The organism is Dyadobacter beijingensis DSM 21582 (assembly GCF_000382205.1).
GTDB lineage: Bacteria > Bacteroidota > Bacteroidia > Cytophagales > Spirosomataceae > Dyadobacter > Dyadobacter beijingensis.
Genome location: NZ_KB907788.1, coordinates 232348 through 259079, shown reverse-complemented (window position 1 = coordinate 259079; position 26732 = coordinate 232348). Strand labels below are relative to the sequence as shown.

13 protein-coding genes are annotated in these 26732 nt (G+C 56.2%); 7 read left to right on the top strand and 6 right to left on the bottom strand.

Annotated features, from left to right (window positions below):
• Positions 1-88: 88 nt before the first annotated feature.
• Positions 89-1126 (top strand): sigma-54 interaction domain-containing protein, encoded by a 1038-nt coding sequence (locus tag H144_RS31930; protein ID WP_019942847.1) that lies wholly within the window; start codon positions 89-91, stop codon positions 1124-1126.
• A 118-nt stretch (positions 1127-1244) separates the two neighbouring features.
• Here H144_RS31930 and H144_RS0114735 read toward each other — a convergent pair whose 3' ends face one another.
• The 5 genes from H144_RS0114735 to H144_RS0114715 form a co-directional block, all read right to left on the bottom strand.
• Entirely contained in the window at positions 1245-2831 is a 1587-nt protein-coding gene (locus H144_RS0114735; RefSeq protein ID WP_019942846.1) for a DUF4394 domain-containing protein, read from the bottom strand.
• Positions 2832-2867: 36 nt separating this feature from the next.
• A complete protein-coding gene (locus H144_RS0114730) occupies positions 2868-4460 on the bottom strand; it encodes a DUF4394 domain-containing protein (protein ID WP_019942845.1) in 1593 nt (530 codons plus the stop codon).
• Positions 4461-4563: 103 nt separating this feature from the next.
• The gene (locus tag H144_RS33325; protein ID WP_169409397.1) at positions 4564-7362 is read right to left on the bottom strand and encodes a hybrid sensor histidine kinase/response regulator transcription factor; all 2799 of its coding nucleotides are present in this window, start codon (positions 7360-7362) and stop codon (positions 4564-4566) included.
• Between the two features lie 321 nt (positions 7363-7683).
• Positions 7684-9015 (bottom strand): DUF4374 domain-containing protein, encoded by a 1332-nt coding sequence (locus tag H144_RS0114720; protein WP_019942843.1) that lies wholly within the window; start codon positions 9013-9015, stop codon positions 7684-7686.
• Between the two features lie 14 nt (positions 9016-9029).
• Positions 9030-11462, bottom strand: a complete 2433-nt coding sequence (locus tag H144_RS0114715) for a TonB-dependent receptor (protein WP_019942842.1) — start codon at positions 11460-11462, stop codon at positions 9030-9032.
• A gap of 401 nt (positions 11463-11863) precedes the next feature.
• Between H144_RS0114715 and H144_RS0114710 the strand changes: the two genes are divergently transcribed.
• The 4 genes from H144_RS0114710 to H144_RS0114695 are packed head-to-tail and all read left to right on the top strand — an operon-like array spanning position 11864 to position 17050.
• The gene (locus H144_RS0114710) at positions 11864-12832 is read left to right on the top strand and encodes a helix-turn-helix transcriptional regulator (protein WP_229207908.1); all 969 of its coding nucleotides are present in this window, start codon (positions 11864-11866) and stop codon (positions 12830-12832) included.
• Between the two features lie 55 nt (positions 12833-12887).
• Positions 12888-14360, top strand: coding sequence for an ankyrin repeat domain-containing protein (locus H144_RS0114705; RefSeq protein WP_019942840.1), 1473 nt, complete (start codon positions 12888-12890; stop codon positions 14358-14360).
• The gene (locus tag H144_RS0114700) at positions 14360-14839 is read left to right on the top strand and encodes a DUF2271 domain-containing protein (protein WP_019942839.1); all 480 of its coding nucleotides are present in this window, start codon (positions 14360-14362) and stop codon (positions 14837-14839) included. The genes H144_RS0114705 and H144_RS0114700 overlap by 1 nt, the downstream gene beginning before the upstream one ends.
• 15 nt (positions 14840-14854) lie before the next feature.
• On the top strand, positions 14855-17050 hold the full coding sequence (locus H144_RS0114695; RefSeq protein WP_019942838.1) for a PepSY domain-containing protein: 2196 nt from the start codon (positions 14855-14857) through the stop codon (positions 17048-17050).
• Positions 17051-17056: 6 nt separating this feature from the next.
• Here H144_RS0114695 and H144_RS0114690 read toward each other — a convergent pair whose 3' ends face one another.
• Positions 17057-17446, bottom strand: a complete 390-nt coding sequence (locus H144_RS0114690; protein WP_019942837.1) for a DUF1801 domain-containing protein — start codon at positions 17444-17446, stop codon at positions 17057-17059.
• A gap of 207 nt (positions 17447-17653) precedes the next feature.
• Here H144_RS0114690 and H144_RS0114685 point away from each other — a divergent pair, with 207 nt between their 5' ends.
• Together H144_RS0114685 and H144_RS0114680 are read left to right on the top strand one after the other, a co-directional pair.
• On the top strand, positions 17654-19333 hold the full coding sequence (locus H144_RS0114685; protein ID WP_051100115.1) for a hypothetical protein: 1680 nt from the start codon (positions 17654-17656) through the stop codon (positions 19331-19333).
• Positions 19317-26720: a hypothetical protein gene (locus tag H144_RS0114680; RefSeq protein WP_019942835.1), complete on the top strand. Its 7404-nt coding sequence runs from the start codon at positions 19317-19319 to the stop codon at positions 26718-26720. The genes H144_RS0114685 and H144_RS0114680 overlap by 17 nt, the downstream gene beginning before the upstream one ends.
• Positions 26721-26732: the final 12 nt, after the last annotated feature.

Genomic DNA, 26732 nt, shown 5'->3' with positions numbered 1-26732 from the left:
ATCAAGCGGCGCAAAATCCCTGGGTGCGGCTTTTACATTTGCGCGGGAAATTGCGTATTTTACTTCCTGTTCCCGTTATTTTCAAGCAATGGACAAGGAAGGTTTACCCAAGGAGTCGTCAGGCCGGACCGAAGGGCCGCATTCGCAGCACGAGGCACCGGAAGCAGCTCAATATAAGGAGATTATCGGCAACGGCAGGGAGATGCAAAAAGTCTTTCGCGCCCTGTCGCAGGTATCGTTCACGAACAGCACCGTGTTGCTACTCGGCGAAACAGGTACCGGTAAAGAACTGGTAGCCAGGGCCATTCACCTTGCATCGGGCCGCAGGAATAAGCCGATGGTACGCGTCAACTGCGCCGCATTGCCCGCGACGCTCATCGAAAGCGAGCTGTTTGGCCACGAGCGGGGCAGCTTTACGGGAGCGATGGAAAGGCGAATTGGAAAATTTGAGCTAGCGCACAACAGCACGCTCTTTCTCGACGAAATCGGCGAAATGCCCGCCGACCTGCAAGTGAAGCTGCTCAGGGCCATTCAGGAACGCGAGATCGAGCGGATCGGCGGCACCATGAGCATTAAAGTGGACGTCCGCATTATCGCCGCCACCAACCGCGATCTCGAAACGGAAGTCCGCGAAGGCCGGTTCCGCAGCGACCTGTACTATCGCCTCAACGTGTTTCCCATTACCCTGCCGCCCCTGCGCGACCGCCGCGACGACATTCCGGCCCTTGCCAGCCATTTCGTCACGCACTACGCCAAAGCAAACGGGCGTAACATTACCCGCATTTCAGGCAGCGCTATGAAGGAACTGCTCGCCTACCCGTGGCCAGGGAATGTGCGCGAGCTCGAACACCTCATCGAACGCAGCGTGCTCATGGCAACCGAAAACGTGATCCGGCACATTACCCTGCCCGTCGCCAAGCCGGGCCACACGTCGGAGATTTACTTCAAGACCCACGCAGAAAACGAGCGCGACCACATTATTGCCATACTCAACAAATGCAACGGCAAGGTTTATGGCCCCGGCGGTGCGGCGCAGATCCTGCAACTCAAGGTAGGCACGCTAAATTCGAAGATCAAAAAGCTGGGGATCACCCGGGAGCAGATTATCAGTTTGCAGGGAGAGTGAAAACGCTGACTTATCCGGCAACTACTCGTAGAATCAAGATTATCAAAGGAAAAATGGCATTGACCGCAGACAATGCCCGCGCCAATGCCATTCGTAAACAATCCAAATTAGTTAGGTTTTAAGGAACGTTGTTGTAAATGTACCGTCCCAATGCAAATGCCCGGATGTCGTACGGCAAGGTGGAAAGCTCCCGGGCGATGATCCCCTGTTCCAGCTCGATTTCATAGATCCGCGTTCTCCCGCCGACCTTGAAAACACCATACCCCAGCTCCGCCATGCCGCCGATATCGAAGCCGTTGAACTTGTCGAACGCCAGGTCGAGCCGGGCGACGAGGTTCAGCTCGTTGTATACCGTATCCAGTTTGAACAAGTTGCACGTCTGGCTGTCGATGCCGTAGAGTGTTGTCGCGTTCTGGCGCGGCAGGCTGGTTTGGTTGTTGGTAAATGCGAGGCCGTCAAGCCCCTGCATTTTTCCATTGTAGATAAATGCATTGAGCGACTGGAAATCAGAGTATTGCGGACTTGCGTAAAACCGCTGGTAAATGCCTGTCACTACGTGTGCACGGGCGCCGAAAGGCTCGATATCGAAACCGAATGTACCGGTCGCTTCCAGGTTGAGCTTGACAGGTAACTCCCTCGAAAAGACGGCGTGGCCAGTTGCCGGGTCGATCCGGTAAATTTTGCTGTCGCTCGCGAGGGCGTAGAAACAGGAATGGTTGACCGAAAAATCCATTCCGAGAATGCTGTCGCCCGGCGCCAGACCAGTGATGATTTTGGTGGAAATCAGCTTCTCCGGGTCGCGTTCAAGGCGATCTATCGGATTGAATGCAAGCAATTTGCCATTTTTACTCACCGCATAAGCCACATGCGTAGGCACGGCAATGCCGATAATATTTCCGGGAGGCGCGTCGCCAATCCGTTGCAACTTGCCCGAACCCAGATGCACGTAGTCGATCTCCCAACGGTCGCCGCGGCGTACCGATGCAATACCGTATTCCGGCGACCGGCTCGTCCTGGGCGATATGTCGAAGCCCCCCACTTCGGCAATATCGGCCCCCAGGCCTCCTATCGTTTCCACTTCGCGGGCATCGACGCCCTTGTACCGTACGAGCTGGTCTGCGATGGGGTCGATGCCATAGAGCGTCGTTTCCATCGCACCGGAATAATTGTTGGAATAGGCAATGGCATGTACGTTGGGCGTCGCAACCCCGCGTACGCCGTTCGACCGGTTGTCGAGCGCGCCGCTGTACGGATCGAGGCTCAGGTTTTCGCCCTTGTCCGTCACGAGCCGCGGCCTGTCGGTTACCGGATTAAAATCGAAACCGTACGCATTGGCAGAGAAATCGGCTTCTACCTCCGTTTTCAGGTTCACGACCGTCGGCTTGCCGTTGGTATTCAGGTCCAGATTAACCGAATAATAGGCCCCCGAACGGCCGAGCGCATACAGTTGCCCGGTAGCAGGCCGGAAATCGATCGCGATGATCTTTTCGTCGGGACTCCAGGCCACCAGCCGCAGCACCCGCGACGATGCCAGCGGGCGCGTCACGTCGAGTTCGTAAAGCAGGTTGTCGTCGGTGAGCGCGTAAAAAATGCGTTCTTCGAGCGCGTCCGGGAATTGCACCGGATCGGTCGGGCTTTCGTGGTCCTGGCAGGAAGCCAATAGCCCCGCAATGAAGATTATGAGCGAAATGCGAAGGAAAATCATCTGAGAAATATTTATGGCTAATGGATTACTGTTAAACTATACGTCATAAATCGTGTTGACATAAGCTCCGATCGTGAAGCCCACGACTTTGTAAGGAATGGAGGTAACCGGGTTCCCCAGCCCGGTTTCGAGGCTCAGCCACCAGAGGACTGTTTTTCCATGATCGGTCAGCAATGCGAACCCGAATTCATCCGGTGTACCCCCGATATCAAAGCCATTGTATTGATCGAAATCCGTTTCCATACGTGCCACTTCCTTGAACTCTTTCGTTCCGATCCTGACATACAATTTCTTCGTTTCCCCGTCGATCGCATACAAATCCGCATTGCCGGGAGGAACGCCTACCTGGCTGTTGCTATACGCGATGCCGCTCGGCCCGAATGGCTGATCACCCGCTGTAAATGCCCCGAATTCCGACACCAGGCCTGTTTTCAGATCCACCTTAAATGCATGCTTCGTCGTGTTGGCGACCATTAGCTTGTTGTCTACCGGATCAAAATCCATCGCAAATGCAGGGTTATTGGTGTGATCGAGCGCCATCGACAATGTGACCTTTTCCGTCGCCTTACCCGTAACCGGATCGATGCGGTAGATTTTGCTGTTGCTGCCCAGCGCGTACAGTTTCGGCGTTACTTCCACGGAGAAATCAAGGCCCAGTAACTTCGTATCCGCCGGCAAACCGGTGATGGTTTTGTCGATAATGAGCCCCGGCGCTTTGTCGGCCCCATCCATCGGATTGAAGGAAATCAGGTGGTTGTCGGCAGTGACCGCATAGGCGACGGGCGTCGGAACGGCAATGCCGATAAACTTGTCGCCTTCCGGCAGGTTGCCCAGCTTGCGCAGCCGGCCATTGGCGAGGTCAAGGATATCCAGCTCCCACCGGCCGCTCACATACACCGCGGCCAGGCCGTACTCTTTATACTGGCTTGTGCGCGGCGAAATATCGAACCCGCCTACCCCTTCGATGTCTTTCCCGAGGTCGAGCGACGCTTTGGCGCTTTTGAAATCGTTACCGTCAAAACGGACCAGCTTGTCGTGCGCGGCGTCGAGCCCGTATAGCGGGGCGCTTTGGGCACCGGAATAATTATTACCGAAAGCAATTTCCTCGACATAAGCCAGATCGTCGCTGATAGGCTCGCCGCTGCCTTCGACGATCCTGAAAGTCTCCGATTCGTACCGGATCGTCGCGCCGAATGCATTGAGGCGAATCTGGTCGGTCACCGGATCGAAATCAAAAGGCAGGTAGGGAATCACCACCGGTTCTTCGGCCGGCTCCGATGCCGGGTTGATGGGGTTCGGCCGGCTGATACGATTGTTGTCCGTGTTCACGGCGTAGAGCGTCCCGTAGTCACTTAAGACGATCAGCTGCCCGGTAGCAGGCCGGAAGTCGATCGCGATGAGTTTTTCCTGCGGGTACTGGGTTTCAACCTTAATTACCTGCCGGGGCTGCGAGGGATTGCTGGCATCAAGCTCGTAGAGCAACCGGTTTTCGGCGAGGGCATAAAATATCCCTTCCGGAGGGCCCGGTACTTCTACCGGGTCACCCCCAGAGGGCGCGTGGTCTTCACAGGATTGGAGCGGAAGGGCCAGTGCGGCCAGCCCAAGCAACAGCTTGTCAAAAATTTTCATGGTCAATTGTTTTGTGTGAATTTTTCGAGCACAAAACTATTTCCCATCAGGCCCGGCGGGCTATTACGAATGTTGCAAAGAGCGGTAGATAGGTTGCGAAACGCTACGAATTGGCGTATTCGCGGGGTGAGACGCCGTATTTTCGACGGAATTTCTTGGCAAAGTACGATTGCTCACTAAACCCGACCGAATAACTGATCTGTGTAAGCGAATCGGCACGGGAGCGGATCAGTACCGCAGCGCGCTGCAGCCGGATGTCATTGATCAGGTCGACCGGCGTGGTATCCAGCAGCGCCTTCACCTTGCGGAACAGCTGCGTACGGCTCAGGCACATTTCGCCCGCCAGCTGCTCGACCCCAAAAAGGGGATCGCCCAGGTGTTCGCCGATCGTTTCGCGCAGCCGGATCAGAAACTTGTCGTCCACCGAGAGGATTTTTTCCGCCGGCGACGGTACCACCGGGTGCGGCCCGGCCGATTGCGGCCCAGCCGGGTGTGTCCCCAGCATTTCCTGTTGGTATTTCGCTGCGAGCCGCTTGCGCTGGCTGACGATGTTGGCTACCCGGATGCGCAATTCCTCCGTCGAAAACGGTTTGGATAAATACTCGTCGGCGCCCGTGCGCAGCCCCTCCATGCGCGACTCCGCATCCGAGCGCGCCGTGAGCAGCAGCACAGGAATGTGCGACGTTACATCATTCTCGCGAATCCGTTCCGTCAGTTCGATGCCGTCTATACCAGGCATCATCACATCCGAAATAATCACGTCGGGCACCTGCTCAACGGCCATTTGCAGCCCGGATTCGCCATTTTCAGCCGTCAACACCTGGTATGCATTGCCGAATGCACCGGCGATAAACTGCCGGAGTTCGCGGTTGTCCTCCACGATCAGAATCGTTTCGCCAGCCTGCACAGGCAAAATGTCTTCGGCCGCCAAGCCGGGCTCGGCCTCTTTATTATTTAATAGCAAAGTTTCGGGCAGCTGTTCGGCGGCGAAACGGGCAAATTGTAACTTGTCGACGTTTAGCGGCAACCGTACCGTGAGCGTAGTGCCCTCCTGCGCACGGCTCTGCACGTCCACCGTGCCGCGGTAGAGTTTCACCATCTCGTGCACGAGCGCCAGGCCAAGACCCGTGCCCGGCTGGCCGTCGCTGGTAATGTGTTGGGATTGAAAAAACGGGGAGAAAATGTGCGGCAAATCCTCCGCCGGAATGCCCGAGCCGGTGTCGCTCACCACCACTTCGAGATCGCCCGTTGCTTCCTCTATCTGGACCGACAGCCGCACCATTTCCCCCGCCGGAGTGAATTTGAATGCATTACCGAGCAGGTTGGTCAATATTTTTTCCAGCTTATCCTGATCGAATGCGAATTTGCCGGACGGCACGTCGATATGGGTCGTAAAGCCTATTTTACGCGCTTCCGCCAGCGAATCGAATGAGGCCGTGAACACCCGCAGCCATTGCGCCAGCTCGCCTTCCGCCACCACCACTTCCATTTTGCCGGCTTCGAGTTTGGAAAGGTCCAGCAGCTGGTTCACGAGTTCCAGCAGCCGGTTCGCGTTGCGTTTAATCAGTTTCAGGTTGCCCTGCCCGGCGGCAGTAGCCTCGCGCATCAGCTCCTCCACCGGGGCGGATATGAGCGACAGCGGCGTGCGGAATTCATGGGAAATATTGGCAAAAAAACGTGATTTCAGCAGGTCCGCCTCTTCCAGCTTGCCGATGAGCGTTTTCTGGATCGCCAGCAGCTCGCGCGCCTTCCGGTTCCGCGATTGTTGCAGTAAATAAATGATAATGGCTGCCAGCAGCAGCAATGCCGACCCGATGATCCAGAAATTCTTCGAAGCCGTTTCAAAACGCTTTTCCTGTTCCAGCAGCTTAATCTGCTGCTCCCGCTTCTCGGATTGATACTTCTCTTCCAGCCGCGCCATTTCCTTCGTGCGTTCCTCGTTCATGAGGTAGTTGCGGAGCGCGTAATATTTCTGAATATATTCGCTGGCCTTGTTAAAATCGTGCTGGCGCAGGCTTAGGTCTACCAGTTTCAGGTACGTTCGCTGCGTGGTGGTGCGGATACCCATCGCCTCCGACATTTTCAGCGATTCCAGCAGCAGTGCTTCGCTTTCGCCGAGCTTTCCCTGCAACATATATACCTTTCCGAGATTGGCCAATGCGTTCGTCTCGCCGTTTTTGTTTCCACTCGCCCGCGCACTCGCCAGCGCTTCCGAGAAGTACCGGCTCGCATTCGGCAGATCGGGCGGGTCGCCGCTCACGTACACTTCGCCGATATTGGAAAGGATCAGCGCCATGTAGAACGTCATGCCCGCCTCCCGGGCTATTTTCAGACTTTCAATGTAGTATTTCAATGCACCCGCGCGGTCGTCCTGCCGGATGTGCATCCCGCCTTCCCCATTCAGCACCTTGGCGAGCAACACCTGGTTGCCCGTCTCCCGCGCGCGGGCTTCGGCTTTGCGGTAGAACGTATCGGCTTTCGTAAAATCCTCCTGGTCGAGGTAGGTAAGGCCCATTACCCGGTAACTTTCTCCCGTCAGCCCGCGGAAGCCGTTCCGCTCGGCAATGGACTCGGCCCGCAATGCACAGGCAATCGCCAGTTCCGCTTCGTTGGCAAGACTGTGGATGAGCGCCAACTGGTTGTGGGCGCGCGCCTCGCCGTACCGGTATTGCCGCTTGGCCGCGAGCATGATCGCGTCGCGGGCATAGGCGGAAGATTCCTTCTGGTCCACACCGAAATAGTAATGGCTCAGTTTCAGGTAAAGGTTCACGCGCACCGTATCCTGGCCGCGGTGCCGGGCCAGCACACGCAGCAGGCTGTCCGGACTTTGTTTTTGGGCAAAACACGTAGCAAAACCCAGCGACCACACGGCCAACAGCACGAGAGGGGAACGATTCTTCATTTCATAGCCGGAACGACACGTTGCAGCCCTCGCGGGCATCGCGGTGTTTTTGAGTATAAGTAAAAATGGGCGTGTGTAAGTAGTATTGAAACAGAGGCAATCAAGGGAAGCAGGCAGCCCGCTCATTAAAGTGCCGCAAATAGGGATTTATACTCGGTTAATGCATTGATACACAACATTTTTATCATTCAATGCAACATTTGTCGCATTCCCGCGAGCCGAAATCCGCAGCCATCCTTCCCGGCAGGTTTTGGTCCAAAAACAAAAAAGTGCGCAAGCCACAGCCTGCGCACTTCCGGATTTTGCTCCATGTAATAACGGTTAGAAGATCCCGATGTAATGGTTACCGGCCTTATTCACCAGCTTCGCACCTTTGGTAACGGCGCCAGTTTTACGGTTGATCACATAAATGTTACCATCCTTGCCCACGGGCGTCACGGCGATGAACACCTCGTCGCCGCTTACCAGGATGCCCTGGTACTGGCCGAAATCGAGGTCGGCGTCGTAAGGAAGGTCCACTTTCGTTGCCGTTTTCGCATTCAGGTCGAGGCGGGCTACGTAGCCCTGGTTCGTGCCGTCGTGCGTGTATAATGCGTACGCGATGCCTTCCCCGGCATACCGCCAGCAATCCACGTACACGTCCTTCACGCCCAATGCCGCATCGAGGCTGAAAACATACGAGTTGTCATACTCATTGCTCTGGTTGATTTTGAGGATATGCGAGCCTTTCGAATCGCGCTGGGTGGCCTGGTAAATGTTGCCGTCCGTCGCGAGGAACGAGTTGAAGCTGCGGTAGCCGCTGTTGTCGCCGAAGCCGACGGTCGACGTGATCACTTTCGGGTTTTCCAGTGAAGGGTAATCCACGATCACCGCTTTCGAGCCGAGGCGGGTGAAGCTGCTCTCCGTCAAGCCGGTAGCCGGGTTACGTTTCTGCATCCACGTCCCGATGATGAGTTTGTTCTGCGCTTTGTTCAGCACCGGCGCGTCCAGCCGGAAAATGGCGTGCCCCAGCAATTCTTCTTCCGCCGTCAAAGGGATCTGGTATTGCTTGTAGCCCGAAATGAGTACATCCTGCAAGTTCAGCGCCAGCACGGTAGCCGTGCCGCGGAAGTATTTGAATGCGTCATTAGGCGTCGTGCCGGTAGACGCATTGTTGGCCGCGATATTGGCCACATTCACGGCAATGCCCGTTTTATCGCCGTCGAACAGCTTGACCCAGCGCGGCGAAGTGCTCGCATACTGTGAAATGTTCACCGTCACGTCCTCTTGCGTGAAACTTCCTCCGCCATTCACCTTATACCGCGAAAACTCGCCGCCATTGTCGCCCGTGTAGGCGATGTTGAACAGCGTATTACCGTCCTCCGACGACTGCAAACGGGCCGTCCGGTTGGATTTCACGGCAAAGCCATCATCGTATACACTGATCGACTTGTCCGGGTTTTTCGCGTCGGCCGTGCTCACCGAGTACACCACCGTACCGCCGTTGCCGTCGCCCGGTTCCGTGCCCATCAATGCGCCCGCCACGGTGATCCACCGCTCTTCCGCAGGTTCCGGCGCAGGCGTTTCCTTGTTATCGTCGTCCGAGCAGCCCATGAAGGTCAAAGGCACGAAAAATGCGCCGCACAACAGGAATTTCAGCAATTGTCTTTTCATTGTATTGCAAATATTTAGTAATGATTAATCGTGTAATTCAATTTGAGGTAAAATGCGCGTCCCGGTTTCTGGACAGCGAAATTGTCGTAAGCCTGCTTGTCGAAGGCATTTTTGAGGTCGGCGCTGATCACCCATTTTTTATTGGGCAAAACATAGCTCACGCCGATGTCCTGGATGTACTGGCGCGGCGTGCGGAAATCTTCGATATCCAGCCAGGTGGTATAGAAGCGCTCGACGAAACCGAAGCCATAATAGATATTCAGCAGCGCGTCTTTCACGAAAAGGTTCTTCACGCCGTACTGCGCATTGGCATTAATGGTAAAAAACGGCTCGTTGGGCAGCTGCTTGTTGTAGTAGTCGTATTCGCGGCCGTTGGGGTCGTACCGCATGTTGAACACCGAATTGAACTTTGAAAAATTGAGCCCGAGGTTCAGGTTATTGGCAAAAATGTAATTGGCCTCCGCCTCGAATCCGATGGATTTCGTTTTACCGAGATTTTCAAACGGGTCGGTCTGCACGGCGTCGTTCAGCCTCGGGTTCACGCGCCGCACGATCTTGTCACGCGTGTCGCGGATGAACCCTGCCGCCGAGAACGAAAACTTATGCCGCCCCACCGTGAATGGCCCGCCGCGCAGGCCGACGTTCAGGTTGTTGCTCACCTCCGGCCGGATACCGAAATTCTCGACAATATTTTCGCCCGGGCTGCCAAACACCTCCCCTTCCGACGGCAGCCGAACCGCTTTCTCCGCAGAAGCGAGGATAAACAGATTTTGGATGACGGCGTACGACAATGCCGCCCCGTGCCCGAGCGTATTCTTGCTGCTGCTCGCCCGTTCCTCGATCCGCGTCTGCTCGCCGTTGATCGTCACCAGTTTCGGGTCCAGTCGCTCGATTTTTTGCTGGTAGTATTTAGCAAAAACATTCCCTTTGAACTTCGATTCGAACGCTTTCAGCTCGTAAGCGGCCGACGTAATGTGCTTCGTGAGGTCACGCGTGCCGATGAATTCCCGCTCGGTCGCCGACCGCATGAAATCCTGCTCGTCGCGGTCGATACGGTACAGGATGTGGTTCAAAACCAGCCGGTGGTTCGGGTGAAAATCGTAGTTGATGCCAGCACGGGCCGTGGACACGTTCCGGCGGATATGGTTGATCGTCGGCGCTCCCTGCTGGGCGCCGGCCGGACGCAGGATCGGCAAGCCGCTCAACCCGAGGCTTTGCTCGCCAAACCAGTTGTAATTCCAGCGCACGGTGTCCGTCACCACCTCCTTCCGCCGGCTCGACATCCCCGAGAACGTCAATTCCAGTCCTTTCACCAGGAGGTCCTTCTTTTTGTAGTTCAAACTCAGCACATGCGCGCCCGATTCCGAAAATCGGCCCATATACGGAATGGACATATAAGTACCATGCTGGATCTCATTGTAGTCGCCCGACCCATTGTACCCGATCAGGAACTGGTCGGCCCATTTCACGTCGGTGAACCCTGCTTCGAGCTGTCCGCCCGTAGAGCGGTAAGCGTCGTTGAACCGCCGGGCGCGCACGTAATCGTAGCGGCCGTTGGGCAGAATATTGCGGACAAACTTGCCCCATACCTCGTAGTCGTTGTCGGAGTAATTGTGAAAACCGGATGCCTTCACGGTGAAACCGTTCGAGGCATTGCGGTACATGCCGCTCACGCTGGCTTGCAGGGTATTGAACGAGCCATAGGAAACGGAGGCGCTCAGGTTGTTGCTGAGGCCTTTCTTCAAAATCACATTAATGGCGCCGCCCAATGCGTCGTCGGCCAGGTGCGCGGGGATCACGCCTTTGTACACCTCGATGCGCTCGATATTGGCCGGCGGGATGCTGTTCAGGCTGAACGACGCGCCATAGGTGGAAATAGGGATACCCTCGATGAATATCCGTACCGATCCGCCCGACATACCGTTCAGGTTATAGTTCACCGCCGAGCCGAGGCCGCCATTCTGCCGCACGCGGATACCCACCGTGCGGTTGAGCAGCTCGTTGGTCTGCACATTCCGGGTGGCCACGGCTTTCGTTTCGATCACATTGGCTGCGAAACCCTGCGTCTCGATCTCCTTTTTCTCCGTCTTCTGAACGACTTGCACCTCGTTGAGGTCGCGCACTTCCCGGGTCACCGAAAAATGCAGGTCGTGGTGCGGCTTGTGTACGTGTATTTTCTGGCTCCGGGCCTTGATTTCGACGGAGGTAACCTGGATTTCGTGGTGGCCGTGGGGAATATTTTTCAGCTCGTAAGTACCGTCGCTTTCGGTGAATGTGGCGAGGTTAGTATTGTTCAGGCGCACAGTGGCATAGCTCACGGCCATGCCTTTCTCGTCCTTTACCCTCCCTTTCACAACCGCCGTTCTCGGCGCGGGCGCCTGGGCAAATGCGAAGGTTTGAAGCAGGACAAAAAACAGGATGTTGCGTAGAGGGTGTTTCAAAAACATCGGTTTACACTTGAAAACGGTCCATAAAGGGGCCTGTCGGAGGAGATAGTAGACAAGCATCTTATTTAGACTAATTATATAGATCACAAAGATAGAGGCCCTGAAAAGACCCGGATGACGCCAGCGGGAGAACGAATGACGCCAAATGGAATAATGTAAAATACTTGCCCGCAGGCGGCTGTTTGCATTTCCCAAAACCAGCTCGCATTCACCGCATTGCCGTGTTGCAGCAGCATGACCAGTGAAAGAAAGGCTTTGTAAAACCAAAGCTTTGCCGTATACTTGTTTATATTTAGTATAAATAGTAAGCATCCGGCCAGGTACCGACCCTACCCTGCGCCGAAACAGGAGCAAAGCGAGCGTCGATGATGACCCAGGCAGATTTAACGGAGAATTGGGAAGTGAAAGCCCGCACAAACCATTACGTGTTCCCCGACATTTGCGGCCTGGCGAAGGATGTGTACGAAAAAGAGTTCATTGCCGAAGAAAAGAGCTTCTCCGGCAACGGGCGCGAAGTAGGTGTGGAAGGCATTCACTTATGGTACCAGTCCCTCGAATTTCACCAGAAACGCACCTGGCTCATCGAAAACAATGCGGCGCGGGTGCAGATGAATTTTAACCTGCAAGGCAAAACTTCCTTCTACTCCGACAAGCTGGGTAAAGTGTTCGTGCGGTTCCAGGGCGGGCAGCATAACCTCATGCTCATTCCTGAGGGCAAAATGCGGCTGCAATGGCCTGCCGGCGAGCGAACCGAGATATTTTCCCTCAGCCTTTCGACCGGTTTTTTCTTTGATACGTTACCCGACGGGCACCCGCTGGGCCGGCATTTCGAGAAAGGCGTCGACTTGCAGCTTCCCGCATTCATGAGCCTGCGCAACCTCCCCGTAACGCCCCGGATGGCACAGGTCCTGTTTGAAATACTGCATTGCGAATACGAAGGACATTATAAAAAGCTGTTCGTGCGGGCCAAAACGGTGGAACTGCTGCTGCTACAACTGGACCAATACGAAAACCTTCCCCTGCCCGACTTCTCGTCGCGCCTAGAAAGCGAGCATGCCGAGCAGATGCACCAGGTAAAAAGGATGCTCGACGAGCACCTCGACCGCAGCTGGTCGCTGAAAGACCTTGCGCACGTGGTGGGCACGAACGAGTTCAATCTGAAAAAGTATTTCAAGGAGGTGTTCGGTACGACGGTTTTCAACTACCTGCACGAGGTACGGATGGAAACGTCGCGGAAAGAGCTCTGCAAACCAGGCTCGACCATCAACGACGTGGCCCAGCGTGTGGGTTATAAACACGCCACGCATTTTACGGCGGCATTCAAGAAGTTTCACGGTGTGCTGCCCACCAAGCTAAGGGCCGCATTATAACAGAACGTTCATTCCAAAAAAGAAAAAACAACCCGTATCCCAATCAATTCCCAATATGAAACAAATCCTCGTCGCCGTCTGCACTTCGCTTTCCTTGTCGGCATTTGCGCAGCAGAATGTGCTTTTGGAACAATCGTTCTGGAAAAACAACCCGGATGTAGCCACCGTGAAGGCGGCCATTGAAAAAGGGGCCGATCCGGCGCAGTTCAACGGCAATATGTTCGACGCCACGGTACTGGCCATCAATGCCGGCGCGCCCAACGAAACGATCAAATACCTGCTTTCCCAACCCGGCAACGGCGTCGATAAAGTCACCCACGACAGCCGCATTTACCTGCACTGGGCGGCTATGCGCGGCAACACCGAGGTGATGGAATACCTCATCGGCAAAGGCTCCAAAGCCGACGTGGTCGACAGCCACGGCGCTACGCCCCTGAATTTCGCGGCGGGCGGCGGCCAGACGAACACCAAGGTGTACGACCTCTGTATCGCCAACGGCGCCAACCTGAAAAAGGACCTCAACCACGACGGCGCCAATGCATTGCTCCTGGCCGTAGCCAGCGACAACGACCTGACGCTCACCAATTACTTCGTGTCCAAAGGTCTCGACCTGAAAAGCACCGACGCCAGCGGTGCGAATGCATTCAGCTACGCGGCGCGCGCGGGCAACATTGAACTGCTCAAAAAATTGCTCGCGAAAGGCGTAAATGCCAACGGCACCGCCATGTTGATGGCAGCCCAGGGGTCACGCCGTGGCCCGAATGGCATCGAGGTGTTCCAGTATCTCGAAAGCCTCGGCCTGAAACCGACCGCTACGGCGAAAAACGGCGAGAATGCGCTGCATTCGATCGCACGCCGGCCGAAACAGGAGGCGATCATCCAGTATTTCCTGTCGAAAGGCGTGGACGTGAACCAGGCCGACGAGGACGGCAACACGGTATTCATGAATGCGGCCGCCTCCAACCGCGACACCGCGACGCTGGGCCTGCTGCTGCCGAAGGTGAAGAACATGAACCAGGCCAATGCAAAAGGCGCCACGGCATTGCTGCTGGCCGCGCGCGGTAATTCACCCGAAATGCTGGCCTACCTCATCGGCAAAGGCGCCGCTTTGAATACCGCCGACCGCAATGGCGACAATGTGGCTTACTACCTCGTGCAGTCGTACGCGCCGCCGAGGGCAGCGGAGTTCGACGCGAAGTTGAAGGTATTGCAGGAAAAAGGCTTCAAAGTAGCCGAACCGCAGGCGAACGGCAGCACGCTGTACCATCTGGCGGTAGCCAAAAACGACCTTTCGCTCGTGAAACGCCTGGAACCTTACCAGATCGACGTGAATGCGAAAAACAAGGAGGGTCTTACCGCATTGCACAAGGCGGCGATGGTGTCCAAAGACGATGCGATCATGAAATACCTCCTGTCGATCGGCGCAAAAAAGGATATTCCTACCAATTTCCAGGAAACCGCATTCGACCTGGCTTCCGAAAACGAATCCCTTTCCAAAAACAACGTTACCGTCTCTTTCCTGAAATAATGTCGATTTTTCACAAAACAGCACTCCTGCTGCTCGTCCTGTTACTGGCTAAGCCCGCCGCGGCACAGACCAGCAAATACAAATGCATGATCCAGATGACCAACTACACGGGCGAAGGCGCGTACATGGTCATCTCGCTGATCAACCCGAAAGGCGCTTACGAAAAGACCCTGTACGTGCTGGGGCCTGATAAAAAGTGGTACAACAGCCTGAAAGAATGGCACAAGTTCCATGCGAAAAAGCCGGCCAACATCAGCGCCATCACGGGGGCCTCGGTTACCGGCGGCGACCGGGCGATGAATGTCCTGGAAATCGAAACGGCGAAGATCAATGCGGGCTACAAGCTGCGGTTCGAAAGCGCGGTGGAAGACAAGGCCTACCATACCAAAGACCTGGAAGTACCGCTGACGACCGAAGGCCTGGCGGCCAAAAGCGAGGGCACGGGCTACATCCGGTACGTCCGGTTCAGCGCCAACTAACGCATTTCCATTGGTATGACGATTTCCCTCTGGAGATACAGCCACCTCGCATTGGCTGTATCTTCTTTCATTTTACTGACCCTTGCCTCCGTTACGGGCATCATACTGGCATTCAAGCCAGTAACTGAAAAAATACAGCCTTACGCCACCGATCGTGCGGCCGAAATACCCCTTTCCCAAACCCTGCCCCTGCTGCGGAAGCAGTACCCGGGCATTTCCAGCATTACCGTAGACGCCAACCAGTTCGTCACCATCAAGGGCACCGACGCGGCCGGCAAAAACCTGCTCGCGTATGTGGATGCGCGCACGGGGAAACTCCTCGGCCAGCCGGCACAGCCCTCCCGGTTTTTCGAATGGGTAACGGCCTTGCACCGTTCATTGTTTTTGCATGAAACGGGCCGTTTTTTCATCGGTGTCACGGCATTCCTGCTCTTACTGATCACGATTTCAGGCACCATGCTGATTATCCAACGGCAGCGCGGGGTCAGAAGGTTCTTTACCCGCATTGTCCGTGACGGCTTTGCGCAATATTACCACGTTACCCTCGGCAGGGTTTCACTGATCCCGATTTTCCTCCTCGCGCTCACCGGCACCTACCTTTCGCTCGCCCGCTTCGAGCTGATCGACACGACATTTGCCAGCCCGGAAGTCGATTTCGACAAAATCAAAGATGAACCGGCGAAGCAGCCGGCCGATTTTGCCGTTTTTAAAAACACACGCCTGTCTGACGTCCGTTCCATCGATTTTCCGTTCTCGGAAGATGTGGAGGATTATTTTGTACTTAAACTAAAAGACCGCGAACTGAACGTCAACCAGGTGACGGGCGAGATCCTTTCGGAAGCGAAATACCCCTCGGCCGCCATTTTCACCGAGCTAAGCCTCGACCTGCATACCGGCCGCACCAATATGCTCTGGGCCATCGTGCTGGCATTCGCGTCGGGCAATATCCTGTTTTTCATCTATTCAGGCTTCGCTATTACCATCAAGCGGCGCAGCGGGCGGGTCAAAAACAGTCATTCGGCGGAGGAGAGCGAATTCATTATACTGGTAGGGTCCGAAAACGGCAGTACTTTCCGCTTTGCCAACGCCATTCACCGGCAGCTTGTTGAAAGTGGCCGCTCAGCCTACGTGACCGAGCTGAATAACTACCGCGAATTTCCGAAAGCGGCACATATTCTTGTGATGACGGCCACGTACGGCCTGGGCAACCCTCCTACCAATTCCACGCAGTTTGCCGCCCGACTGGCCAAATACCCGCAACGGCGCAAAGTGCATTGTTCGGTGGTAGGTTTCGGCTCGCACGGCTACCCCGATTTCTGCAAATTCGCCTACGAGGCCGAAAACCTGCTGGCGAAGCAGGAATGGGCCGTTCCATTGATTGAGGTGCACACGGTGAATGACAAGTCTCCCGAAGAATTTGGCCATTGGGCGGGCACCTGGGCGCAGCATGCGGGCGTACCGCTCACGATACCGACGAGCCTCATCGCGACGCGGCAGGATCGGCCGCATGCACTGACAGTCCTGGAAAAAACGGCCGTAGCGGCACCGGGAGAAGCGTTCCTGCTCCGCCTGCGACCGGCCGGCGCCGTCGCATTCACCTCCGGCGACCTGCTTACCATTTATCCCGCCGACGACCACCGCGAACGCCAGTACTCGATCGGCAAGATCGGTACGGACGTGCAGCTGAGCGTCAAACTCCACGCCGGCGGCCTCGGCTCCGAATACCTCTACGGACTCCAACCGGGCGACGCATTCCAGGCACGGATCGATTCCAACGCACATTTCCATTTCCCCGAAAAAGCCTCAGGCGTGCTCATGATCTCTAACGGAACGGGCATTGCGCCCTTCCTGGGCATGATCGATGCATTACACCCCGGTTCCCAAGCGCATCTTTACTGCGGCTTCCGGGACCAGGCGTCGTTTGCGCTGTATGAAAACGGCATTCAAAAATCCATTTCCGAAGGCAAACTGGCTGCATTTCACCTCGCGCGCTCGCGGGAGGGAGAAAAGCAATACGTGCGCGATTTGTTACAGCGGGACGAAAAGCTCGTCGCCGAAGTACTCGGTAATGGCGGTGTGGTCATGCTCTGCGGGTCGCTTTCCATGCAGCACAATGTGGTCGAATTGCTGGAAACGATCTGTACCAACGCGCTGGGCAAGAGCGTCAGCTACTATCAGTCGCACGGGCAGGTGCTGATGGATTGTTATTAAAGCCGCTTAGTTTTCCAAAGTCAATGCCATCCATTCCCGCACAATCCCGCTCAGTTTCTCCCGGTTTGCGTCGATGGCCGCCCGGTTTTTGAAGCTCGCTACGGCGCGGTCGTTGGCTTTCCAGTCGAGCAGGCCGCCGTCTTCGGGCAGCAGCTTGGCTTGGGGCTGCTCTTTCACTTTGGCGCCGCGGTGGAAGATGAGCTGGATTTGTTTCGGCGGCTGGATCTTCATCGTGACCCGGTCCTCCGCCCCTACCGAGTAGTTGGGGCCGTTCCATTTGACGTTTTCGGCAAGGGACGGTACGGCGTCGAGAATGATCTGCCGGAGTATTTCAATTTCTTCCCGGAGCGGGTGATCGAGCCCGTCCAGAAAACGGGTAACCTCTTCGTTTTTCATGCTGGTTTTTATCGCATTAAAGATCGGCCGCGGCGGTTTCTCCTGCCGCTCAACCTCAGCTGAAAGTTACGGGGAAAGAGCCCTTTTTCCTTTATCGATTTTTGAATGTCGTTCATCGATTCTCAAAAGTGGAAGCAGAACAGCCGAAATACCTTTCGAAAAAATCGATTGGTCTGATTGGTCACACTTCTACTAACACTCTTACGCATGCGATGCCCTGCATTTATATGGATACTACTTTGGCTGTGCGGCAGCGTGCTGCATGCGCAGGACAATGGCAGGCAGGTCAGGCTTTCGGGCGGGCTCAATGCCTATGCGGGCATTTATACCTCCAACGGCATTGCCGGGCGTAACCAGCCGCATCCGTTCGGACTGAGCGGGGCGGTGACGCTATCGCTGCCGGGCGGGGTTTCATTGCCGTTTTCGGCCGTGGTGGGCAACCAGGGCACGAGTTTCCGCCAGCCGTTCAACCAGTTTGGCGTGAGTCCCACGTACAAATGGGCCACGGCGCACGCCGGTTACCGCAATATCTCCTTCTCCCCGTTCACACTGGCCGGGCACACATTCCTCGGCGGCGGCGTGGAGCTGAACCCCGGCAAGCTGCGCATCGGCGCCGTGTACGGCCGGTTCAACAAGGCCATTTCCACCAACCTTTCCGACCCGGATGCCATTCCGGCCTTCCGGCGGACGGGTTATGCAGTCAAAGTCGGTTACGGTAAGCCGGGCAATTACGTAGACCTGGTCATGCTCCGGGCCCGCGACGACACCAATTCTATCGACCGCCTTCAAATGTCGCCCGAGCGCAGTACCACCCCGGCCGAGAACATGGTGATCGGCCTCACATCCAGACTTTTAATCATCAAACACATCCTCGTGGAGGCGGATGCCGCCGTGAGTTCCTACACGCGCGACATCACCTCCGCTCCCGTGCAGGCGGAAGGCAAAAGCGCAATATACCGGCTTGCGGGCAAGCTCATCACACCCCGTCTTTCGACGCAGCTCACCCAGGCCACGCAGGCTGCATTGGGCTACCAAAGCAAATGGGGCTCGGTGAAAATGCAGTACAAACGGATCGATCCTAATTTCCAGACGATGGGCGCCTACTATTTCCAGAGCGATATCCAGAGCTATACGGGCAATGTTACATTGAACCTGCTCAAAGGAAAAGCCCGCCTCGCCGGAAGCTACGGCCGGCAGTTCGATAACCTGGCCGCTAACAAGAATGCCCGCACCGGCCGTTCGGTAGGTTCGCTCATGGCATCGCTCAACCCCGATCCGACATTCGGCATGGACATTTCGCTGTCCAACTACGGCCTCAGCCAGCGCGCCGGCCTCCGCCCGCTCATCGATACGCTCCGCATTGCCCAAAACAATTTTTCGGCCTCCGCGAACCTCCGGTATTCGGTATTGAACAAGGACTACGCCCACATTTTTACATTCAGCGGCTCGCACCAGCAGCTTTCCGACCTGAACCGTAGCACCGCCTCCCAAACGGAAAACAACAGCCAGAATGCCAGCCTCGGCTACTTCCTGAATGCCAACCAGAGCGGTTTCGGTGCTAACCTGTTGATTTCTTACACCCAAACGAGCCTTCCGGGCACGCCGGCGGACGACCCTGGTAAATTGAAGTTCTACGGCCCGACGCTGGGGAGCAATTATGCTTTTTTCAAAAAGAAAATGACTACCTCCGCGAACGTCTCTTACCTGGTCAACCGGCAGGCGTCTATTACCGGCAAGGTGCTCACGGCTACGGCCACAGCGGGTTACCAGCTCGCTAAAAAACAGACTATCAGCATTAACCTGAACTACCTCAACTCCGACACGGGCGTGGAGGCGGAAAAATTCAATGAATTCAGAGGAAACATCGGCTATGGCATCTCATTTTAAAGCATTCGTGCTCCTGCTATGGTTCTGCCTGGCATTCCAGGCGGCCAGGGCGCAAAACCAGGTTCGTATCACCACCAACGTGCTGCCGCCGTACAGCCCGTATATCCAGGATTATCCGGGTACGGGCAACCGCGTGCAGGTGTTTATCACCAATCTGTCGGGCCGGGCATTGTCCGTGCGGCTGCTGGGTAAACTGGAAGGGGACAATGGCGTCGTCATCCGCACCTCGCCGAACTACCGGCCGCTGCGCCCGCTCGAACTGCGGCCCACGGACGTGAACCGTCTCATCACCCGCGCGGAACTGGAAAACCTGTTCGACCTCGGCCAGATCGAGGTGGAAGGGATGAACAAAGACCTCCTCTACCGCGGCCTGCCATTGCCAGAAGGCAACTACCAGCTGTGCGTGCAAGCTTTCGACAATGCCACCACGCGCCCGCTGTCGGCCGAATTTCCGATGGGTTGCAGTGGGCTTATCCCCGTCAGGATCATCGAGCCGCCGATCCTCATTTCACCCCAGGCCGACGAGGAAGTGGCCGTCAAAACACCGCAAACGCAGATTTTCACCTGGTCGGCACCGGTGGGCGTGCTGCCTAGTCAGGTGGAATACAGCTTCCGCGTGATCGAGCTGCCTGAAACGAATGTCGATCCGAACGTATTCATCGACGCAGTGGTGCTGCCGCGCTCGGGCGTGGAGGTGAAGCAATTGAAAACGACCACATTCGTATACGGCCCGCAATATCCGCCCTTGCAGAAGGGCCGGCGCTACGCCTGGCGCGTGCAGGCGGTACCGGCCGGAAGGCAGCTGAGCTTTTTGAATGAAGGCAAAAGTCCCGTCCAGGCATTCACCTACGGCCAGCAAATGCCCGTCGGCATCGATATGGATTACATAACCATCACCAACCCTGCGGCACGAAGGAATGCGACGGTGGAGGTAGGCAGCAACAACCCTTTCACCGTTTCGTGGAAGCTGGATGAGGCATTTGAAAAACTGCTGCGCAAGGCATTCGAGGCACAGCCTAGGAAATCGCTCGTGGAGCAATTCGGGGAGCTGAGCTACCGGGTGCAGATCAAAACCGCCGACCGCGGCAATGCGGGCACGCTCGTGATGGACCGGATGGTCCGCGGCGAAAGCCTGTCTTTACCCCAATCGGAACTGCCAGCAAATATGCCCGCCGGGAAAAATTATGCGGTACAGGTGGAGTTGCAGGGAATGTCCGAGCTGCGAAGAAAGCGTGCACAGCTGGGCAATGGGCCGCTCGTTTCAAAAACGCATTCATTTTTATTGGTAGAAAAAAACAAAGGCAAAGAGACCGACAGCCTGACCGTGCGCGGACTGCTCGCCTACCGCTTCCCCGGCGAAAGCGGTGCACCCCACCCGCTGCCGAATACCAAAGTGATGCTGATGAAAGTGTTCCCGAACACCTATCGGGCTACCGTAGCTTACGGCAAATCGGACGCCAACGGGAACTATACGATCAAAGTGCTGAAAACCGCGCTGCACGGACAGGATACGAACACTGTGTTCACCCGCTGCCTGGTGGACCCCGTGCATCCGTTCATTCAGCCCATTGCCGAAGCCGGCTACTACCAGACCCATACCGAAAACACGTTCCAGATCGCAAGCAGCGAACAGGGCACGTACGACGTGCAGGGAATTACCTGGCTTGCCGCGGGCTATAACCTGGACGTTACCGCCAAGCTTTCCTACAAAAACTGGCCAGGCACCCCGGATATCGACCTCGCAGGCAAGCACCTGGTGATCTACCGTAAACCCGGCATTGCCAAGGATTACGATAAATACCGCCTGCCGTTCGAAGGTGCGGGACCGGCAGCATCGGAGGGAAAAACCTACTCCATGCAGGCCGCCAACAAGCAGGGCATACAGTCGTTTTCGCCGGGTAATGCAACCCCCAACGCCGCCACCGAGCCGCTCTCGGGTTCCGGAATGGGCAGTGCCAAAGAAGAGCCGCTGCATTTGCAGGTGCGCCTGGCGCTGGAAGCAAAAGGTTACCAAATGATCGGAATAGCGCCATTACAGGCTAAAAACGCCGGTTTCGGGGCCATTTTTGCCAACCTCGTATACGCGGGCACGTCGTACGATACCTACCGTATCTATTGCCCCGACTGCGGCCTCGCCCCCGACGACGCCAGTCCGGTGATTTTTATGAAGCCCAACGACAAACTGCCCGCTACCCCCGCGCGGGTTGAAAAATTCACCTATAACATCCAGACGACGGAAGCGCCTACCATGACATTCACGGGCAAGCTGGCCTACAAATTTTCCGATGCCGGCAAGGATGGCGCGCAAGTGAAGCCGCTGGGCAACACACAGGTGCATCTGGAAGTGGTATATCGCAATGCCGGCTCGGAAAAAAGCACTTTTGGTACGAGACTGGGCAATTATGCCGAGCTGTACACGTACCACCAGGATTTCAGCCAGATACTCGACACAAAAGTGACCTCGGCCGATGGCTCATTTACATTCAAGGTGAAAATGACGAAGGCCATGCCGCTGGGCACGCTTCCTCCGACGGCCGCTTCGGGCGACGGCGAGTTCTATACCCCTCCAACAACGTTCATCCGGGGCATCCGGGTGGTGGTGGACAACCCCTACTATGCCAGCCCGTCGGACACGTACGGCATTCAGAAAGACCAGCAAATGGTCCCGCAGGGCTCGTACGACTTCGGGCCGGTGACGGCGGTGGTGAAAAGCTACACCCTTGTGACGCAGATCAAATCGGATACGACGGGCATTTCGCTTGTGAACAAGCAGAAGGCCGATATCAAATCGGATTTGTTCGGCATTAAGGTATCGGTACTCCGGGCGAAGGGGTGGAAAATTGCGCCTCCTTCGCCGAACCGCAGACCGCCTGCCGACGAGGGTTCGGGCGTGAAATCCAACGTAAAATTGCAGAACCAGGATTTCGAAGTGATCGCCACCGCGGAAAGCAATGCGAACGGCATCGCCCGGTTCCCGCGCATGGTGATGGCCAACGGGGAGCAGGATACCTATTTTATTTCGACGGAATCGTCGGTAGACGGGCTAAACAACTATAACCTGGTATCGCTCAAACGCATTACCGTAAGCGAAAAATGGGGATCCGTATTCTCGCCATATGCAACGCAGGAGGAAAAGGACCGTTCGGACAAGGCCAAAAAGACCGATAAGAACGGCACGCAGATCAATTGCCAGACCAAATGGGAACTCTGGTACCGCCCTAACCCCAATTTTCCTACTACCTACACCTCCATGGGCTGGTATACCGACGCCCAGTATGAAAGCATGAAAGCCAGCCACCCCTCGCCCGAATATAGCTGGAAGAGCCATCTGACGGGCTGCCAGACGGTGAACAACTACTGGCTGGGCGACAAGCTGCACGACGCGAAAGTGAACGATGTCGTGCTCCTGCCCAAACCGACATTCGACGACGAGCCGGTGTTTGCGGAGCAGTATAAAACCTTCGTATCCGACACCGTAAAACGCCATTTGGCACCGGGCAAGCCGGTCGTGAATGTGCGGGTGGTGGACAAGGCCAACCCGACGCAGGGTATCAAAAATGCGACGGTAACCCTCACTTATACCAAAAACGGCGCGTTTATGGGCATCCCGACAACGCTCACGCAGATCACGGGCGACGACGGCTGGGTGCTGAAACCGTTCCAGCTCTTGCCGGGGACCGCCGCCAAGGTGCGTGTGCAGGCCGAGGGTTATGTGTACGTGAACCCGATGACCAAAAAGGCTTCCGCCGAGTCGGTGATCAACATCGACGAGGTGCTGCTCGGCCAGAACAGCTACTACCCTTCTGTACTGATGGAGCCGAATACATTGATCACCGGCCGGGCCATCGACGCCGACGCGCCGGCCGTCAAACCGATTTTCGACTATTCGCTGGAAGCCTATGCCCAGGCCGACGACGGGAATATGGTGAAGACGCAGTTCCAGGACGGCACGTGGAAATTCGCCCTCAAAGCGCCATCGACATCCTCCCAGCTTAAAATATTCCCGGTCAACATCAGCTATTTCGGAGAAGAGCGCAACATCAAAACGCAGCTGCCCAAACCGGTAGTTGACGCGAAAAACCTGTTCAATATTCAGGCCGGCGACATCCGGCTTTACGACCGCGACCACCGCATCATATTCAAAATGGTGGACGACATTTCGGGTAAGGCCATTGCGGGCGGCTATGTGCGGTTGTTTGGTAAAAAAGGCAGCGGCTTCGAGTTCGGGCCGGCCAATGCCGAAGGGCTGGTGGAAGCGCGGTTCAAGAATGTGTCCATTGAAAACCTGTATGTGGAAGTAGCGGCACCGGGTTATGTGACGCGCACGGCGTCCATCAAAAACGAGGAAAGCAAAAAGGCGGCGAACGAAACCGTGCGCCTCGAACCGGCCCGGACGATCAAAGGCATGGTAGTGCTGAAAACCGGCTCCGGTACCGAAACGCCGCTGGCAGGTGCGGAGGTTTTTGTGGCGGCCGGAAGCAATGCCCCCGTCAAATACACGACGGTATCGGCCCCGGACGGCACTTTCTCGCTGGATGTTTCGCGCAAATTTGACGGCTCGCAGATCAAAATCGAAGCTATGGTCAAAAACGCACTGTCCACAGGCGCTACGTATGTGGGTGCAGGCGTAACCCAGGCGGTGCCGCAGCCCAATGGCCAGTCGCTCAAACTCGTGGTGACGACGTTCGAGAAATTCAAAATAGCCTCGATATGGGGTTTCCCGGTGACGATCGAGAAAATAGATCCGAAAACCCTGGCCGCGAGCGGCGACGTGGACCTGACCGACACCGGTTTGGGCCCGTTCGCGATCCTGGACAAAAATGTGAAGGTGCGTTTCAAAAACGTCGTATTCAAAGCCGATCCGCAAAACCCCGCGCTGGGCATTCCGGCGAACGAAACCGTGGAGCTCGACGCCGGTATCCTCAACAACCTCGTGTACCACCCGTCGGCCGAGGTGAGCCTGGGCAAAGCGAAATACAATGTGAAACTGACGTCGCCAGGCGGTCTTTTCAGCAAATTCAAAATCGTGCGGACGCCGGGCACCGCTACCGGCCGGATCATGGCCAAAGCGCAGGTGATCGACAACTCGTTCAACTTTTCAGCAAGCCTGCTGTCTTACGAAAAAGGCCAGTTTTTCCTCTACGATCCCGACGCGACCGGACGGGCGGACGACAAGCCGCTGGTAACGGCATTCGACGCTTCGAAAACCAATATCAAGTGGACGCATTTCGGCATTGCCCAGGAAAACGGCGAGCCGATGAAGCTGAAACTGCTCCAATTCGATGCGACAAGCAAGCTGGAAGGCTCGCGCCTGATCGGCGACGAAATACACCTGAGCCCGGTGATGACCTGTAAAATCAAGGACGCCAACCCGGAAACGCTAACCGTGACCCTCGGCGACCTCGTTTTGAAAAACAATACCGTAGACATCAAATCCGGCGAAACGCCGCTCACCTTCCCGCTCGCCGGGCAATGGAGCGTGGAGATCCGCGACTGGAAGCTCGATTACAAAAAAGGCGGCTTCTACGCGACTTCGGGCGTGATCAAAACGGGTAAGGTGGATGTGCCCATCAAGGAATTCAACCTCCGCAGCGATTTCTACCGCCTCGAAGTCGCACCGGCGACTTCTTTCGAACTGGCCGGGATCGCGAAACTGAAAGTCGGCGGGGTGGCGCATTTCGGCTACGACGCACAAACGGGCTCGGATATGAAAGGACATTGGTCGGTAGTGGTGGTACCCAACGGCCAGTCGCCCGCGGCGATATTACCCGCCAACTCCGTCCCGGGCCTGACCGCCGACATGCAATTCGCCACCTTGTCATTGCTCGATAATGGCGAGGACGTGGTCACATTCGGTTCGGGCAGCAAGAAATTTAAGTATTTCAATATCATCGACGTACGCCCGACGACCATCGAAACCGGCGCCGACTATTTTGCCTTCGATGCCGGCATGTCGAGCGCCATCCCCAATGCGCCGCAGGACGTATCGATGCGCCTCATTTACTCCAAACCCCAGGGCAGCGGCGTGAAGCTCACGACCAAAATACCAGGCGGCTACAAGGTCCAGACGAAGGGTTACCAGACATTCGAAGCCGGGCAGTATGTAGCAGCGGACCAGAGCCAGACCACCGCCATTTTCTTCGGTGACGGCGTGATGGCTATCAAAGGCAGCGTGGAAGAGCCCGGTAGGCTACTGTTGGATAATGTGCTTTTGGTCCACAATAAAAATGAAACCCACATTACCCACGGCCGCAATATCGACCTGACCAATGCTTCGACGCTGGGGCAATGGAAAACCAGTCTCGCCGACTTCACCGATCCCGCCAAAGACGCTTCGAACTATAACGAAAGCGGCAATTTCAAACAGCTCCGCGTTGCATTAGGCGGAAAGTCGGCGCTGAGCAAGGTGTATGTGCACCAGTCGGCAACCAACAAGCAATGGGATTTGCTCCGATTCTCGGGATTGCCGCAGGGCTTTACCAAAATGCTGGACGAGGACGAAAAGAACCGCCTGTCGTTCACGGCCTACGGCGAGATCAAAGCGGAAGGACAAAAAATCAAGCTGGACGGCATCGATACCGGCCTGGGCGGCCTGAGCCTCGTATACGACTATGGCCAGCAGCGCCTGACAGGCTCCATGCAGCTTTCGAACCTCCCGGTACCGCCTACGATGACCTTCATGAACGGCATGGCGCAGGTACGGCTCGATGGCAGCGGCTTCTACATTGCGGCCACCGGCGAGCTGCGGAATGTACCGCTCATCGTGCCGGTCACCATGCGTTCGGGACTGATGCTGGGCATTTACAACAGCAACGAACTCGGCGAGGCGACGCAGATCCTGTTCGCCAACAGCCACCGCAAAGCGCTGCCCTGCTCGTTTACCAGCGGTTTCAAAGGCATTTACGCGATCGGCGAAGTACCGGTGCCGCTCATCGATACCTATAAATATGAACTGTCGGTGCCCGGCGTGGGCGGCTACAAGGTGGGCATGGATGCCTATGTGGACGGCTACGTGTACGGCAATTACGACAATGGCGCATTCTCCGTGGGCGGCGGCATGGGCATTGGCGCGCATGCCTATGCATACGGGAGCGTGCTCTCCGTCAGCGCGGGCGGCGAGGTGCATGTGAACGGCGGCGTGGATACGAAGCTGACCGTCGATACCGGTCCCAAAAATGTGTCGGTAACCCTGGATTCGCGCCTCAGCGCGGGCTTTTCGGTGACGCTTACCGAAGACCTCAGCGGGCTTTCGACGGGCACCTCCGCCGATTTCTGCCTCAAACTCAACGGCTCGGCCAACTACACGATCGGCGGCAGCCCCGGCTTGCAGATCAGCCCCGAATGCACCTTTACCAAATGCGACACCGGCTGCCTGGTGAAAGAATAACGATCCATCGAT